The organism is Pseudomonas sp. SWRI77, assembly GCF_014269105.1.
Lineage (GTDB): Bacteria > Pseudomonadota > Gammaproteobacteria > Pseudomonadales > Pseudomonadaceae > Aquipseudomonas > Aquipseudomonas capeferrum.
This window is the reverse complement of the sequence record NZ_JABWRV010000004.1, coordinates 236159-250974: the sequence shown is the minus strand read 5'-3', so window position 1 is coordinate 250974 and position 14816 is coordinate 236159. Positions and strand designations below refer to the sequence as shown.

13 protein-coding genes are annotated in these 14816 nt (G+C 65.5%); 10 read left to right on the top strand and 3 right to left on the bottom strand.

All coding sequences use genetic code 11. The annotated features are described in order from the left end of the window. Positions 1-120: 120 nt before the first annotated feature. The 10 genes from HU766_RS06455 (at position 121) to HU766_RS06410 (ending at position 10727) form a co-directional block, all read left to right on the top strand. On the top strand, positions 121-1194 hold the full coding sequence (locus tag HU766_RS06455; RefSeq protein ID WP_033700757.1) for an SDR family oxidoreductase: 1074 nt from the start codon (positions 121-123) through the stop codon (positions 1192-1194). 3 nt (positions 1195-1197) lie between these two features. Beyond that, positions 1198-2454: an aminotransferase class III-fold pyridoxal phosphate-dependent enzyme gene (locus HU766_RS06450; protein WP_186654610.1), complete on the top strand. Its 1257-nt coding sequence runs from the start codon at positions 1198-1200 to the stop codon at positions 2452-2454. 9 nt (positions 2455-2463) lie between these two features. Continuing rightward, positions 2464-2907, top strand: a complete 444-nt coding sequence (locus HU766_RS06445) for an SRPBCC family protein (RefSeq protein WP_047581713.1) — start codon at positions 2464-2466, stop codon at positions 2905-2907. A gap of 4 nt (positions 2908-2911) precedes the next feature. Further along, complete coding sequence (locus HU766_RS06440; protein WP_047581711.1) at positions 2912-4057, top strand: isobutylamine N-hydroxylase; 1146 nt, start codon at positions 2912-2914, stop codon at positions 4055-4057. Continuing rightward, the gene (locus tag HU766_RS06435; protein ID WP_033700762.1) at positions 4054-4881 is read left to right on the top strand and encodes an SDR family NAD(P)-dependent oxidoreductase; all 828 of its coding nucleotides are present in this window, start codon (positions 4054-4056) and stop codon (positions 4879-4881) included. The genes HU766_RS06440 and HU766_RS06435 overlap by 4 nt, the downstream gene beginning before the upstream one ends. A gap of 10 nt (positions 4882-4891) precedes the next feature. Beyond that, positions 4892-5863: a fatty acid desaturase gene (locus HU766_RS06430; RefSeq protein ID WP_186654607.1), complete on the top strand. Its 972-nt coding sequence runs from the start codon at positions 4892-4894 to the stop codon at positions 5861-5863. A 41-nt stretch (positions 5864-5904) separates the two neighbouring features. After that, positions 5905-6705 (top strand): DUF3050 domain-containing protein, encoded by an 801-nt coding sequence (locus tag HU766_RS06425; protein WP_186654604.1) that lies wholly within the window; start codon positions 5905-5907, stop codon positions 6703-6705. A gap of 73 nt (positions 6706-6778) precedes the next feature. Next, positions 6779-7843, top strand: a complete 1065-nt coding sequence (locus tag HU766_RS06420) for an HlyD family secretion protein (RefSeq protein WP_186654601.1) — start codon at positions 6779-6781, stop codon at positions 7841-7843. Next, the gene (locus HU766_RS06415; RefSeq protein WP_033700768.1) at positions 7840-9411 is read left to right on the top strand and encodes a DHA2 family efflux MFS transporter permease subunit; all 1572 of its coding nucleotides are present in this window, start codon (positions 7840-7842) and stop codon (positions 9409-9411) included. The genes HU766_RS06420 and HU766_RS06415 overlap by 4 nt, the downstream gene beginning before the upstream one ends. Further along, positions 9381-10727, top strand: coding sequence for a TolC family outer membrane protein (locus tag HU766_RS06410; RefSeq protein ID WP_186654598.1), 1347 nt, complete (start codon positions 9381-9383; stop codon positions 10725-10727). Before HU766_RS06415 ends, HU766_RS06410 begins: the two co-directional genes overlap by 31 nt. Here HU766_RS06410 and pcaQ read toward each other — a convergent pair. The 3 genes from pcaQ to nirB form a co-directional block, all read right to left on the bottom strand. Continuing rightward, entirely contained in the window at positions 10718-11650 is a 933-nt protein-coding gene (gene pcaQ, locus HU766_RS06405) for a pca operon transcription factor PcaQ (RefSeq protein ID WP_033700770.1), read from the bottom strand. The two genes, HU766_RS06410 and pcaQ, sit on opposite strands and share 10 nt — an antisense overlap. A gap of 157 nt (positions 11651-11807) precedes the next feature. Then, positions 11808-12170, bottom strand: a complete 363-nt coding sequence (gene nirD, locus HU766_RS06400) for a nitrite reductase small subunit NirD (RefSeq protein WP_033700771.1) — start codon at positions 12168-12170, stop codon at positions 11808-11810. Then, positions 12170-14722 carry a nitrite reductase large subunit NirB gene (gene nirB / locus HU766_RS06395; protein ID WP_186654596.1) on the bottom strand — a complete coding sequence of 851 codons (2553 nt, stop codon included), beginning with the start codon at positions 14720-14722 and terminating at the stop codon, positions 12170-12172. Before nirB ends, nirD begins: the two co-directional genes overlap by 1 nt. Between the last annotated feature and the right edge of the window lie 94 nt (positions 14723-14816).

The following is a 14816-nucleotide window of genomic DNA, read 5'->3' as shown; positions in this document are numbered from 1 at the left end:
TTGCCACTGAAACACAGGCACACAGGTCGGCTTTTTTAATCGCTCCGGTTTCTTGGCCCCCTTGCGGCTGCCAGGCAGACGGGCCACTTCATCAACCTAGCGAGCAAGGAGTGCTAGTCCATGTCTGGACAAACGCGGCTGACCGTTTTCCTTACCGGCGGAGCCGGTGTACTGGGCGATACCCTGATCGACCAACTGGCCGAGCGCTATCACCTGGTCTGCCTGACCCGTCGCAGCAGCATTCGCCACCCTGGGGTCGAAACCCTGCGCGGTGACATCTGCCAACCGCACATGGGCCTGTCCCACGCGGACTACCTGGCGCTGACCAAACGAGTCGACTGGGTCATCCACTGCGCGGCCATTACCCGCCTGGATGGCCATGCCGAAGCGGTGTTCTCGGTCAATTACCAAGGCACCGAGCAGGTGCTGCAGTTTGTCCGCGATGCCGACGTACCGCTGTACCACATCAGCACTGCCTTCACCCACCCCTGTGACTACCACCCAGGGGTGATGCCCTCGACCCCGTACGAAGTGGTCAAGCGCCAAGCCGAGACCCTGGTGCGTGAGGCCGGCGTACCGGTTTCGATCTTTCGCCCGTCGATCATCATCGGCGACAGCCACAGCGGCCACATGCCCATGCTGCAGGGCTTTCACCTGACCATGGGGCTGATGATGTCGGGCTACCTGCCGATCATCCCCTGCCCTGAGGGCGGCCGTGTCGATGTCATCGCCCGCGACGTGGCAGCTGCCGGCATCGCCAGTGCCCTGGATCAGCGCCTGATCGGTGACGACTACTTCCTCACCAACGGCCCACAGGCGCTGGATATCCGCACCCTGCTCGACCTCATGTGCGAACAAATGCAAGACCAGAGCACACCCTTCCAGCGCCCGCGCTGCATGAACCCGGACATCTACGAACGCCTGGTACGCCCGGTGTTCCTGCCGGCCCTCGAAGAGAACATCCGCGCAGCCCTCGGCCGGGCGACCCAACTGTGCCGCTACGCCAGCCTGCTGCAGCCGCTGCCCAGCTCCCTGGAGCAACTGTTGCCGGCCCAGCGCCTGGCCCAGCGCTCACCGCGCCAGGAGTTGGCGCTTACCTTGGCATGCCTGGCGCCCAAGCTTTCGGCCATGCAACGCATGCTGAAGATTCCAGCAGCGGGCGAGCGCCGTGGCGAACTGGCCATGGAGGCCTGAACGATGAACAGCTTCACCCCCCTGCCCGAAGGGCTTGATGCCGAGCGCGTGCGCGCGCAGTACCGTGACCATGTCAATGCGGGTTATGCCCGCCTGGCCTCGATGATGAACCTGCCTATCGAGGTGGGTGCCGAAGGCGTCTATCTGTTCGACATGGACGGCCATCGCTACCTGGATGCCGGAGGCTATGGCGTGTTCCTGCTCGGGCATTCGCACCCGCAGGTCGTCGAGCAAGTCAGCCGCCAGTTGCACAGCCATCCGATGGCCAGCAAGCTGATGCTCAACCCGTTCCAGGCCCAGGCCGCTGCGGCCCTGGCTGCGGTATGCCCTGACCCGCTGCAGTATGTGTACTTCTGCAACTCCGGCACCGAAGCCACCGAGGCGGCGCTCAAGCTGGCCTGGCTCAATGGCTGCCAGCACGTGATCTCTACCCAGGGTGGTTACCACGGCAAGACCCTTGGCGCACTGGCGGTCACCGGCAGGGCTCTGTATCGCACACCGTTCGCCGACCGCCTGGGCGACAGCCATTTCGTGCCCTTTGGCGATGCCGAGGCGCTACGCCTGCAGTTGCAGGCACAACCCGAACGCACCTGCGTGATCCTTGAGCCGGTACAGGCCGAAGCCGGGGTGATCGTGCCTGCGGCCGGCTACCTGCAGCAGGTGCGCAAACTGTGCGACCAGTACGGCGCAATCCTGATTGCCGATGAAATCCAGTCTGGCCTGGGCCGCACCGGTCGCTGGTGGGCCTGCGACCACGAGGCAGTGGTGCCCGACATCCTGCTGGTCGGCAAAAGCCTGTCCGGTGGCTGCGTGCCGGTCAGCGCCATGGTCTGCAACGCCGACATGCAGGCGCCGCTCAACCGCAACCCGTTGATGCACACCTCCACCTTCGGCGCCAACCCGCTGGCCATGGCCGCAGTGATGGCGACCCTCGACGTGATGCAGCGCGAACAGCTGGTGGAGCGCGCCGCAGCCCTGGGCCAACGCCTGCAGCTGGGCCTGCAGACCGTGCTGCGGCAACACCCGCGCGGCGCACAGGTGCAGCTGCGTTGCGCCGGCCTGCTGCTCGGCCTCGAGTTCGTCGACGCCGGGCTGGCGGCAAACATGGTCATGCACCTGATCGACCAACGCATCGTGGTCAACCATTCGCTCAACGATCACCGGGTAATCCGCCTGACACCGCCAGCCCTGTACAGCGACAGCGACGTTGAATGGCTGCTTGGCGGTTTCGCCCGCGCCCTTGCCCGCACCTTCGAATAGGACACCGAAATGAAAGAAGTCAGCCTGACCGCCCATGTTCCCAGCCAGAGTGCCGAACAGGTCTACGCCGCCATCAGCAACTTCAGCCTCTACCCCCAGCTGTGCGAATCGGTGCGCAACATCGAGATCGAATCGATCCATGAGCACGAGGTGCTGAGCAACTGGGAGGTGAACTTCCACAGCGGCATTCTCAAGTGGCAGGAACGCGATGTCTTCGACCCCGACAACCTGCATATCCACTTCCGCCAGACCGCAGGCGACATCGACCACTTCTCCGGCTCCTGGCAAGTCAGCGAAACCGCCGAGGGCGCCAGCATTGCCTTCCGCTCGTGCTTCGACCTGGGCCTGCCGATGCTTGCCGACATGCTCGACCCGGTAGCGCGGCAAGCCATCCACGACAACATCAGCGCCATCATCAGTGGCCTGTTCCCGAACAGCCAGATCAAGGATTGATGCCATGCCGTTGCCACTCCTGCAAAACGCCAGGCAAACCCTGAACCGCTTTGCCCCAGGCTTCGCCGACCTGCTGACAGAACTGCCATTCGAGCAGCGCGAGGCGGCAGGCAGCCCGGTGGTGGACTGGTTCAAGCAGAACGGGCCGGTTGCCTTGCTGGTGCCCGGGGCTGGCGGTGGCCTGGGGGCCAGCGCGCGCGAAGCGCTGCATGTGCAGCTTGCCCTCGGCGCCTTGTCGCCCTCGCTGGCCGTGGCCAGCACCATGCATCAGTTTTCCGTGGCCAGCCTGGTCGCGGTTGCCGCCAAGGGCACAGGCGCCGAAGGCCTGCTGTTGTCAGCCATCGCCCGGCAGCGCCTGCTGCTGGCGTCCGGCTTCGCTGAGGGCGTGCCCGGTGGCGGCATCCTCGATGCCGGCATGGAAGCCTTGCAACTGGCCGACGGCGTACGCCTGAGCGGCAGCAAGCAACCGTGCAGCCTGACCCGCTCGATGGACCTGCTGACCGCCAGCTTCAGCCGTGCCAGCGAGCACGGCGAAGAGCTGATGATCGCCCTCATCCCCGCGTCCGCACCGGGCATCAGCCACCACCCGTTCTGGGGCAACAGCGCCTTGGCCGGTGCACAGAGCCTGGAGCTGCGCCTGGAGGATGTGTACGTCAGCGAGAAGATGATCTTCTCCGCCGGGTTGAAGTCGCAGCTGGGCGATGTACAGACCATCGGTTTCATCTGGTTCGAGCTGCTGATCAGCGCCAGTTACCTGGGGGCCTGCATGGGCCTGGTGGAACGGGCAATCGACGAGCGCCGCTGGAGCGACCAGCAGCGGGTGCAACTGGCCTGCCAACTGCAATTGTGCCTGAGCGCCCTGGAGGGCCTGGCGCATGAGGTCGATCAGCTGCAAGGCGACGCCGATGACTTGCTCGCGCGCCTGCTGCTGACCCGCTACGGCATCGAACAGCAACTGGCCAGCGCCTCCGACCTGGCCCACCAGATGCTCGGTGGCCTGGCCTTCATCCGCTCGAACCTGAGTTGCGACTGGCTGGCCAGCACCCGTGGCCTGCAGTTCCACCCTCCCGGGCGTTTCAGCATGACGGCCAACCTCGACCGCTACCTGCATGGCGCTACCTTCAGCATTGCCAACGGAGTCACCCTGTGAAACTGCTCAACAAGATCGTCGTCATCACCGGCGCGGCACGCGGCCTAGGCCTGGAAACCGCACGCAAGCTCAAGCAGCAAGGTGCAACCGTGATCGGCATCGACCGGCTCGAACCGCACACGGCCCTCAACTTCGATGCCTACTACCTGCTCGACCTGTGCGACCGCGAGCGCCTGGACGAAGCCGCCGCCTCGATCCTGGAGCGCTTCGGCGACATCGACATCCTGGTCAACAATGCCGGGGTGCTGACCTTGGAGCGCGGCGAGACGGGGGTTAACGACGACGTGCGCCGCGCCCTGGAAATCAACCTGCTGGCCCCCTGGCAGTTGACCTCGCGGTTCTTGCCGGCGCTGCTGCGCACGCAGGGCAAGGTGGTCAACGTGTCATCGCTGTTTGCCCTGGTGAACGCGCCCTACGTCGCCGCCTATGCCACCAGCAAACGGGCCATGAGTGCCTATTCGGATGTACTGCGTATGCAGTACCCCGGGCAACTGGACGTGGTAACGGTGTTCCCTGGGTTCATCGACACGGCCATTCACGACCCGGCCGAACGGGTCGGCCTGTCGGTCAAGCGCCTGGTCAGCTTCAAGCGCGGCGAGCGCGTGCTGCTGTCGCTGGAAGAAAAACTCGATGACGCCAGCAATGGCCTGGTACGTGCCTGCACCCAGCGTGGCCTGCGCAACCGTGGCCTGACCTTCCTCGGCAGCGTGGCCATGTACACCGCCCGCTGGCTGCCGAGCGTGGTCGACGCGTTCATCAGCCTGCGCCTGCGCCGCCTGAGCAACGCCGGGCAGCTGTCGCTCAAGCCCGAACTGATCGACTGAGGGCAGGCCGATGACGCAACTGGCACTGGACAAGCCCACGCTACGCCCGGACCGCAGCCTGCTCAAGCCGTCGGCGCTGGAAACCACCTGGGTGGTCGGCTATGCGTTGCTGCTGTTCGCCGTCCCGTTGGCAGTACTGGTGGAGACCCTCAGCCAGCTGCCGCAGGCATGGCCGCTGGCCCTTCCACTGCTGCTGCCGGCGGGTTACGGCCTGTTTCTGCAGGGCATCCTGGGCCACGAGGGCTTCCACTTCAACCTTAGCGAAAACCGCCTGTACAGCTGCATGCTGGCGGTGTTGCTGAGCTCGATGCTGACCGGCTTCTGCGTCACCGGCTACTTCGTCGACCACTGGCAGCACCATCGCCATAACGGCGGCCCCAAGGACCCGGACTGGCGCCTGTTGCGGCGCTATCGCCTGGCCGTGACCCGGCTGCTGGTGTCACGCCTGCATGCCACCGCCTGGTACCTGCTGCAGACCGTGCGCCTGGCCCTGCCCGGCGCCAAGGTCGAAGGCACGCTGCCGCTTCCGGACAAGCAGATCCGCTTGCTGGCCAGGGTCAATCTGGCCTGCCAACTGCTGTGGCCGGCGCTGTGGCTGGCGCTGGCGACGAAGTGGCCGGTGCTGCTGCCGGCGATGGCTGGGTGCCTGTTGCTGGCCTTGTTGATTTCCGCGCTCAACGCCTATCAGGAGCATGCCTTCGAGGCCTGCGTCGACCGGCCGGTGGCACGCTCGCGCACCGCCTGGCTGAGCACCCTGCTGCACCTGGGTTCGAACTATCACCTGGAGCACCACCTGTACCCACGGGTGCCGTGCTGGCGCCTGCCACGGCTGCACCGCCAACTGCTCGCCAGCGGTTGGTACGAAGGCCGCCAGGCGCTGCTCGAACCGCATTTCTTCGGCGCCTTGCGCTACTGCAAGGCACGTTTCCCCTATGCCGGCGCCTGGCAAGCAATGCCACCGCCAGGCCGCCCCGGGCAGTAATTAGCGCCCGGTACACCGCCCCCACACTCAAGGAGCCGAGTATGTCTTTTGATGTTGATGCAATGATCGAAAATGAACGCCGCACCCTGCTGGCACACCCCCTGTTCGCCAGGATCAGCTCGCTGGATGACGTGCGCCTGCTGATGGAGAACCACGTGTTCGCCGTGTGGGATTTCATGACCCTGCTCAAGCGTATCCAGCGCGACCTGACCTGCGTCAGCCTGCCCTGGCTGCCGCCGCGGCACATCATTGCCGCGCGGCTGATCAACGAGATCGTCACCGGCGAAGAAACCGACGAGCACCCTGGCGGCGGCTTCATCAGCCACCTGGACCTGTACCTCAGCGCCATGGACGAGATTGGCGCCGACACTGGCCCGTTCCGTCAATTCCAGGCCCTGCTGCAAGCAGGCGTGCCACTGGCCCAGGCGTTGACCAACGTCGACATCCCGCTGCCGGCCAAGGTATTCGTCAGCAAGACCCTCGACGTTGCCCTTCACGGCTCGACCGAGCAGGTACTGGCGTACTTCTTCTTCGGCCGCGAGGACATCATCCCCGACATGTTCGGCGGCCTGCTGCAGCGCTGGGCGATCGAGGAAGCCAGCGTGCCGATGCTGACCTACTACCTCAAGCGCCACATCGAGATGGACGGTGACGATCACGGCCCGGCGGCCAAACGCATCATCGCCGAGATCGTCAGCGAACCCGCGCAGCAACAGGCGCTGGCCAAGAGTGCAGCCGATGCGCTGGTGGCCCGTACCGTGCTGTGGGACGGCGTGTTCGAACTGCTCAACCAGCGCGCCACCGCGACTGCGCAAGCCACTTGCGTGGCGGCAGCCAGCTGAGCATTGCCCCTTGCCTGCGCAGGCCGCAGGCAAGGGGCAATGGCCTTAAACGACAAGGACGAGAGCGTGTGACATGGTGAAAGGCAAGTACACCAAGTTGGCAGTATCGGTGCTGGTCATCGCAGGCCTGGCCGTACTGGGGCTGCAACGCTGGCAATACGCAAAGCAGTACGTCAGCACTGACAACGCCGAAGTGGAAGGCGTGATCATCCCTATTCGGGCCAGGCTGAGCGGCGTGGTGGTACAAGTGCCAGTGCACGAGAACACCCGGGTGAAGCAGGGAGACCTGCTGTTCCAGGTGCGTGAGGACGAATACCAGCAGCGGCTCGAACAGGCCCGAGCCAATTATCTGGGCGCGCTGGTCGCCACAGGCCAGGGCGGCATGCCTGGCCTGATGGACAGCCAGGTGCGCAGTGCCGCCGCACGCAGCCAGGCAGCACAGGCCACCACCGGACAACTGGTGGCCAACGCCGAGCAGGCCCGCAGCGACTATCGGCGTACGCAACGGCTGGCCGAGCAGGGGGTGGTCAGCACCCAGGACCTGGAAGCCGCGCGCGCGCGCTTCGATGCCCTGAACCATCAATTGCAGGCTGCCCGGAACAACTCCACCGCCGCCCGTGAAGGCACCTTGGCCAACCAGGCGGCACTGAAGGTGGAAGAGTACCGGATCAAGGCAGCCGAATCGGCCTTGGCCCTGGCCCGTATCGAGCTGCAGGATACCCGGCAGGCCTCGCCACGGGCCGGGGTCATCGTGCACAAGGATGTGCAGCCTGGGCAATTCGTGGTGGCCGGGCAAAAGCTGCTGAGCCTGGTCAGCACCGAACGCATGTGGGTGGTGGCCAACTTCAAGGAAACCCAGATCGGCCGAGTACGGGTCGGCCAACCGGCACGCATCAGCGTCGACGCCTTTCCCGGGCAGCAGTTCGAGGGTGTGGTGCACAGCCTGGTACCGGCCACCGGTGCGCGGTTCTCGCTGCTGCCGCAGGAGAACGCCACCGGCAACTTCACCAAGGTGGTGCAGCGCATCCAGGCACGGATCGAGTTCCGGCAACTGCCCACGGCCATGCAACAGGCACTTAGCCAAGGCATGAGCGTGTTCGTCGAGGTCGATACCCGCGACAGCGGGCAGGTACTATGAAGTCGCCCTGGCTGGTGGCCGTGACGGTTACCTTGATCTCGATGATGGAGCTGCTCGACGTGACCATCGTCAACGTCGCCATTCCAAGCCTGATGGGCAGCTTTGGCGCGTCGGTGGACGAAATCTCCTGGATCTCTACCGGTTACATCGTGGCCAATGTGGTGATCCTGCCAGCCAGCGGCTGGCTGTCTGCCTGGTTTGGCCGGCGCCGCTACTACCTGGTGTCGTCGGCGCTGTTCGTGCTGGCGTCGCTCGGTTGTGCCGTGTCCCAGGAGCTCTGGCAGCTGGTGCTGTGGCGCGTGATACAAGGCCTGGCCGGGGGCGGCCTGCTGGGCATCTCGCAGGCGATCATCTATGACGTGTTCCCCAAGGAGAAGGTCAGCTCAGGCATGGCCTTGTATGGCGTCGGGGTGATGATGGGGCCGACCCTCGGCCCGTCGGTGGGGGGCTACCTGATCGATGAGTTCTCCTGGCACTGGATCTTCCTGATCAACCTGCCCATTGGTGCGCTGGCCCTGCTGCTGGCCTGGCTGTGCGTGGGCGACTCGCCCAACGAGCGACGCCCGCAGAGCATCGACTACCTGGGTTTCCTGTTGCTTGCCGTCGGTGTCGGCAGCTTGCAGATCCTGCTGGAGCGCGGCGAGCACTGGGACTGGCTGGAGTCGGACCTGAGCCTGCTGTGCCTGGCCCTGGCGCTGCTTGGCCTGGTGGGCTTCTGCTACTGGGAGCGGCGGGTGAGCAACCCGATCGTCAACCTGGCGCTGTTCAACAACCGCGAGTTCCTGCTGGGTTCGGTGTGCGCCTTCTGCGTCGGTTTCGGCCTGTACAGCACGCTGTTCATGGTGCCCCTGCTGCTGCAGACGCTGCTCGAACAAAGTGCCTACCAGAGCGGCCTGGTGATCTTCCCTGGGGCCCTGGCCAGCGCGGTCAGCACCTTGGTGATCGGCAAGCTGTCGCAGGAAAACCGCATCGATGAGCGCTACTTCATCTGCGTGGGCATCCTGGTCTACGGCTACGCCATGTACCTGCATACCCAGTTCACCCTGCAGAGCAACCCCGACACACTGTACTGGCCGCTGATCATCCGGGGGTTCGGCCTGGGCATGATCTTCGTGCCGCTGACCAACCTGGCCATGCGCCAACTGCCGGTACAGCTGATCTCGGTAGGTTCGGGCGTGCTCAACCTGATGCGCCAGCTCGGTGGCAGCGTCGGTATCGCCATCGCCGCCACCCTGCTCACGCGTTTTTCCTGGGCGCGCTACCGGCAGCTCGCCGAGCATGTCGACGAAAACCGCCTGGTCACCAGCGGCTGGGACCTGGCCAGCCTCGACCCGCGGCGGCTCTCCACCGAGCTGCTCGGCGCTGACCAGGCCAACGCCCTGCTGGCCTTCGTCCAGGCCCGGGAGCAGGCGCAGATGCTCGGTTTCAGCATGCTCTTCGGCCTGCTCGGTGCGGTGATGCTGATCGGCGTCCCGATGGTGCTACTGATGCGCAACCCCCGCCAACACAAGCCCTCACTTGCAAAGGAGTCCGCGACGTGCTCGGACAATGCACACGAATCCGCCTAGCGGTGCTGATACTGGCGCTGGTCTGCGCCAGCCCCGTACAGGCCCGCGACCTGTACCAGACCTACCAGCAGGCCCTGGGGCATGACATGGCCTATGCCGCCGCCCAGCAACGCCAGCTGGCGGCCGCGCAAAAGGCCCCGCAGGGGCTGGCCACGTTGCTGCCGCACCTGTCCCTTGAAAGCGGCGCAGCCTGGGTCGACCGCGAACACAGCGGGGCGGCCAGCCGCAACCGCGACAACTCCAATGCCTACGCGCTGGTATTGATCCAGCCCCTGCTACGCTGGCAGAACGTCATCGGCCATGAACAGGGCAAGGCCCTGGCAACGGCGGGCGAAATCGACCTGCTGGCCGCACGCCAGGACCTGATACTGCGCGTGGCCGACGCCTACTTCGAGCTGTTGCTTGCCGAAGACCAACTGGGCACCAGCCGCCAGCAAATGCAGACCCTTGGCCAGCAGCTGGACAAGGCACAGCGCTTTCGGCGCGAGGGCTCGGGGACCGAAAACGAAGTGCAGCGCATCCAGGCCCGCTACGACCTGGCGCAGGCCGAACAGATTGCCGCCGGCAATGCCTTGCGCCTCAACCAGCAGGCATTGGCGAGGCTGACCGGCAGCACGCCGGGCGAGTTGGCCAGGCTCGACGACGAGGTGGCGTTCAGTGGCCCGCAACCGGCCCGGCTGGATGCCTGGACCGACCAGGCACGCCAGCACAACCTGAAGGTGCAGGCCGCCGAGGTGCGCCAACTGATCGCCGAGCAGGAAGTGGAAAAACAACGAGCCGGCCACCTGCCAACCCTCGACCTGGTGGCCGCGCATGGCCGTTTTGCCTCGGTCGGTGGCAGCCTTTACGACGTCACCGTACCCGAGGAGAAATACACCCAGACGGTGGTTGGCGTGCAACTGAGCGTGCCGCTGTATGCCGGTGGCGGTACTCAGAGCCGTACCCGCGAGGCGCGTGCCCTGCAGGGCGCGGCCGAAGATGAGCTGGAAGATGCACGGCGCGAAGCTGATTTCATGGCGCGCCAGGCCTACCTCAACCTGACGGGCGGCATCAGCCAGTACCAGGCCCTGCAACAGGCCCTGCGCTCCAGCCAGAGTGACCTGCGGATCACCACGCACGCCTTCGAGGCAGGCGCGCGCATCAGCAGCGACGTGCTGGATGCCGAGCAGCAGCTAACCCGCACCCGCCTGCAACTGGCCCGCCAGCGCTATGCCATCTTGCAGGCGCAGCTACGCCTGATGGCGGCCAGCGGCAGCCTGAGCGATGACAACCTCAAGGCGCTCAGTGCCCTGCTGACAGCACGGGTTCAAGGGTAGCTACCCTCGCGGTACTGCCCCGCCACCTCGCGCAGCACCTCGCACACCCACTGCCCCGGCAGGCTCTGCGGCAAGGCGGCATTGCGACAGATGCCGACCGAGCCGCCCGGCTCGCGCACGCCCAGGTCGAGTTCGACCAGTTCGCCACGGCCAAGGTCGATCAGCACGGCGTCGCGCGGTGCCACCCACACGGCATCACTGCCCAGCAGATAGCGGCGGCTCAAGGCCAACGACAAGGTCTCCAAGCGCTGCGCCGGCAGCTGCACACCACATTGAACGAACAGGCTGTCGGCGTGCTGGCGAATGGTGGTGCCGGGGGGTGGCAAGACCAGCGGATAGCGCCCTACCTGCGCCCGCTCCACTGGCGTAGTTGCCAGCAGCGGGTGCCCCGGCCGCACGACCAGGCTCATCGACTCGCTGTACAGGTGCTCGAACGACAGGCCTTGAATCTGCGGGCTGTCGGTCATGCGCCCGACCACCAGCTCCAGCTCACCCAGGCGCAACTGCCCGAGCAACTGCGCACTGGCCCCGGTCACCACGCTGATCAGCAACGCCTCATGACGCTGATGCAGGCGGCACAGCACTTCGGGCATCAACAAGCCCTCGACGGTAGAGAGCACGCCAATGCGCACTTGTGACGGCGCCCGTGCTTCGCCGCGCAGGCTGCTCACGCCATCGCGCAGGGCCTGTACGCTGGGCCCGGCGTAGCGCATGAAGCGAGTGCCGGCCGGGGTCAGTTCGACGCCGTGCCGGCTGCGTTCGAACAGGCGTGCTTCCAGCAGCTCTTCGAGTTCCTTGAGGGTCTTGGAAATCGCTGGCTGGCTGATCGCGAGGCTGTCTGCAGCCCTGGCCAGGCTGCCCTGCCGGGCGATCTCCAGGAAGCACAGCAGGTGGCGGTACTTGATGCGGGTGTCGAGGTTCATGGCCTGAAGCTTACCGCATTGGGGGGAGTGGGCAGCTTTTATAGTGCTCGCCGCAGCGTTTTTGTCGCCAGGGAGATCGAGCGCCGCGCGGGCGGCGCTCGATCTCCCATACGGCGAAAATCCAACGGCGAACAGCGTCCGGGGCTTCAACAATTCATCACGCCACCGCCAGCTCCACCGCTTCACCATTGATCCGCACCGGCCACACCCGCAGCCGCTGCGCGGCATCCTCCAGGCAATGCCCGCTGTGCAGGCTGAAATGCTGCTTGTAGAGCGGCGCCGCCACCACCAGCTGGCCCTGCACACTCCCCACCAGCCCACGGCCGATGATGTTGGCCCCCGAGCGCGGGTCACGGTTGTCCAGCGCATACAACGCCTGCTCCTGCCCTGGCAGATAGAACAGCGCCACCTGGGCACCCTCGTGCCACACCACCACGCCGGAATCGGCAACCAGGTCGCGGGCCTGGCAGACCGTTTGCCAGTTGGGTTGGTGCGCTACAGCAGTATTTGACAGGTTCATCAGACAGCCTCCTCGACAGTGGGGATCAGGTGCAACGCTGCAGCAGGGCGGCGTTGTTCGCGCTCGCGGACGAAGTGCACGTCCGGGTCGGCGCGGTGGTCGTTGACGAAGGTGCGGAAGCGCTTGAGCTTTTCCGGGTCGTTGAGGGCGTTGGCCCATTCGCATTCATAGTGATCGACCACATGCTGCATCTGTGCTTCCAGCTCGGTTGCCAGGCCCAGGCTGTCGTCGAGGATCACCTGCTTGAGGTAGGCCAACCCGCCCTCCAGGTTTTCGCGCCATACCGAGGTGCGTTGCAGCTTGTCGGCGGTGCGGATGTAGAACATCAGCACGCGGTCGATCAGGCGTACCAAGGTGTCGTCGTCCAGGTCGGTGGCGAACAGCTCGGCGTGGCGCGGGCGCATGCCGCCGTTGCCGCAGACGTAGAGATTCCAGCCCTTGTCGGTGGCGATCACGCCGATGTCCTTGCTCTGCGCTTCGGCGCATTCGCGGGTGCAGCCGGATACCGCGAACTTGAGCTTGTGCGGGCTGCGCAGGCCCTTGTAGCGGTCCTCCAGGCGCAGGGCCATGGCCACGCTGTCCTGCACGCCATAACGGCACCAGGTGCTGCCCACGCATGACTTCACCGTGCGGGTCGACTTGCCGTAGGCATGGCCCGTCTCGAAGCCGGCCTCGATCAACTCGCCCCAGATCAGCGGCAGTTCGTGCAACTGGGCCCCAAACAGGTCGATGCGCTGGCCGCCGGTAATCTTGGTGTACAAGTCGTACTTCTTGGCCACCTGGCCAATGACGATGAGCTTGTCGGGGGTGATTTCACCGCCCGGTATGCGCGGCACCACCGAGTAAGTGCCGTTTTTCTGCATGTTGGCCATGAACGTGTCGTTGGTGTCCTGCAGCGGTACCAGCGCCGGGTCCATGATCGGCTGGTTCCAGCACGAAGCAAGGATATTGCCCACCGCCGGCTTGCAGATAGCGCAGCCGACATGGCCTTTGCCATGGCGCACGAGCAGATCATGGAAAGTGCGGATACCGCCAACCCGTACCAGCCCGTAAAGCTCCTGGCGGGTGTAGGCAAAGTGTTCGCAGAGGCTCTTGTCGACCGTCACGCCGCGGGCCGTGAGTTCGTGCTCGAACACCTGCTTGAGCAAGGCCGCGCAGCCGCCGCAACCGCTGGCCGCCTTGGTGCAGCCCTTGACCGAGGCAAGGTCGCTGCAGCCGCTGTCGATGGCGGCGCAGACCGCGCCCTTGCTGACGTTGTGGCACGAGCAGATGGTCGCGCTGTCGGGCAGGGCATCGGCACCCAGGGCCGGCGCGCCGCCCGTTTGTGGCAGGATCAACGTGGCCGGGTCGGCAGGCAGGGCTATACCGTTCTGCGCGTACTGCAACAGGGTGTCGTAGTAGCTGTTGTCACCCACCAGCACCGCGCCCAGCACATGCTTGCCGCTGGCATCCACCACCAGCCGGCGGTAGGCGGCGTTGGCTTCGTCGATGAAGCGGTAGCTGCGCGAGCCCGGCGTGGCGCCATGGGCATCGCCGATCGAGCCGACATCCACGCCCAGCAGCTTGAGCTTGGTCGACATGTCGGCACCGGTGAAGGCGACCGCAGCATCCCCCGCCAGCAGCGCCGCCAGGTTACGGGCCATGCTGTAGCCCGGCGCAACCAGGCCGAACACGCTGCCGTTCCACGAGGCGCACTCGCCGATGGCGAAGATGCGCGCATCGCTGGTGCGACAGTGGTTGTCGACTACCACCCCGCCTCGCGCGGCAATGTCCAACCCGCATGCGCGGGCCAGGGCGTCCTGCGGGCGGATGCCGGCGGAGAACACGATCAGGTCGGTTTCCAGGTGTTCGCCGCCGTCGAAGTTCATGCGGTAGCGATAGCCCTCACCGGCACTGATCGACTGGGTGGCGCGGGACAAGTGCACGCCCACGCCCAGGGCCTCGATCTGTGCCTTGAGCGCCGCACCGCCCTCGCTGTCCAGCTGCACCGGCATCAAGCGTGGGGCAAACTCCACCACATGCGCTTCCAGGCCCAGGGACTTGAGTGCATTGGCCGCCTCCAGGCCCAGCAGGCCGCCACCCACCACCACGCCACGCTGGGCATTGCTGGCGGCGGCGCGGATTGCATCGAGATCGTCGAGGGTGCGGTAGACCAGGCGAGCGTTGCCGCTGGACCCTTCGATCGGCGGGACGAACGGGTAGGAGCCGGTGGCCAGTATCAACTGGTCGTACGCGTAGCGGCCTTGGGGGGTAACCACCTCGCGGCGCGTGCGGTCGATCTCCACCACCGCTTCGCCCAGGTGCAGGTGCACGCCTTGGCTGGGGTAGAAACCCTGCTCGCACATCGCCAGGGTCTCGGCGCAGCTGCCGCCGAAGTATTCGGAGAGGTGCACACGGTCGTAGGCACGCTGGCGTTCTTCACCGAACACTCGCACCTCGAAGTGCTGCAAGGCGCCACGCTCGATCAATTGCTCGACGCAGTGGTGGCCGACCATGCCGTTGCCGACAATCACCAGTTGCTCTCGTTGCCCGCCGTTCGCTGTTGCCGTCATAGCCGATCCTCGATCAAAAAAAAACGCCTGGAGCGGAAGCTCCAGGCGCCTTTGCCTGTACTCATCAGGGTGTGCCCCTGGTTGATCGCCGTTG

What these genes read in the sequence shown, in the direction of transcription:
- HU766_RS06455 (WP_033700757.1), top strand. Translation starts at nt 121, where the DNA reads ATGTCTGGACAAACGCGGCTGACCGTTTTCCTTACCGGCGGAGCCGGT.
- HU766_RS06450 (WP_186654610.1), top strand. Translation starts at nt 1,198, where the DNA reads ATGAACAGCTTCACCCCCCTGCCCGAAGGGCTTGATGCCGAGCGCGTG.
- HU766_RS06445 (WP_047581713.1), top strand. Translation starts at nt 2,464, where the DNA reads ATGAAAGAAGTCAGCCTGACCGCCCATGTTCCCAGCCAGAGTGCCGAA.
- HU766_RS06440 (WP_047581711.1), top strand. Translation starts at nt 2,912, where the DNA reads ATGCCGTTGCCACTCCTGCAAAACGCCAGGCAAACCCTGAACCGCTTT.
- HU766_RS06430 (WP_186654607.1), top strand. Translation starts at nt 4,892, where the DNA reads ATGACGCAACTGGCACTGGACAAGCCCACGCTACGCCCGGACCGCAGC.
- HU766_RS06425 (WP_186654604.1), top strand. Translation starts at nt 5,905, where the DNA reads ATGTCTTTTGATGTTGATGCAATGATCGAAAATGAACGCCGCACCCTG.
- HU766_RS06420 (WP_186654601.1), top strand. Translation starts at nt 6,779, where the DNA reads ATGGTGAAAGGCAAGTACACCAAGTTGGCAGTATCGGTGCTGGTCATC.
- HU766_RS06415 (WP_033700768.1), top strand. Translation starts at nt 7,840, where the DNA reads ATGAAGTCGCCCTGGCTGGTGGCCGTGACGGTTACCTTGATCTCGATG.
- pcaQ (WP_033700770.1), bottom strand. Translation starts at nt 11,650, where the DNA reads ATGAACCTCGACACCCGCATCAAGTACCGCCACCTGCTGTGCTTCCTG.
- nirD (WP_033700771.1), bottom strand. Translation starts at nt 12,170, where the DNA reads ATGAACCTGTCAAATACTGCTGTAGCGCACCAACCCAACTGGCAAACG.
- nirB (WP_186654596.1), bottom strand. Translation starts at nt 14,722, where the DNA reads ATGACGGCAACAGCGAACGGCGGGCAACGAGAGCAACTGGTGATTGTC.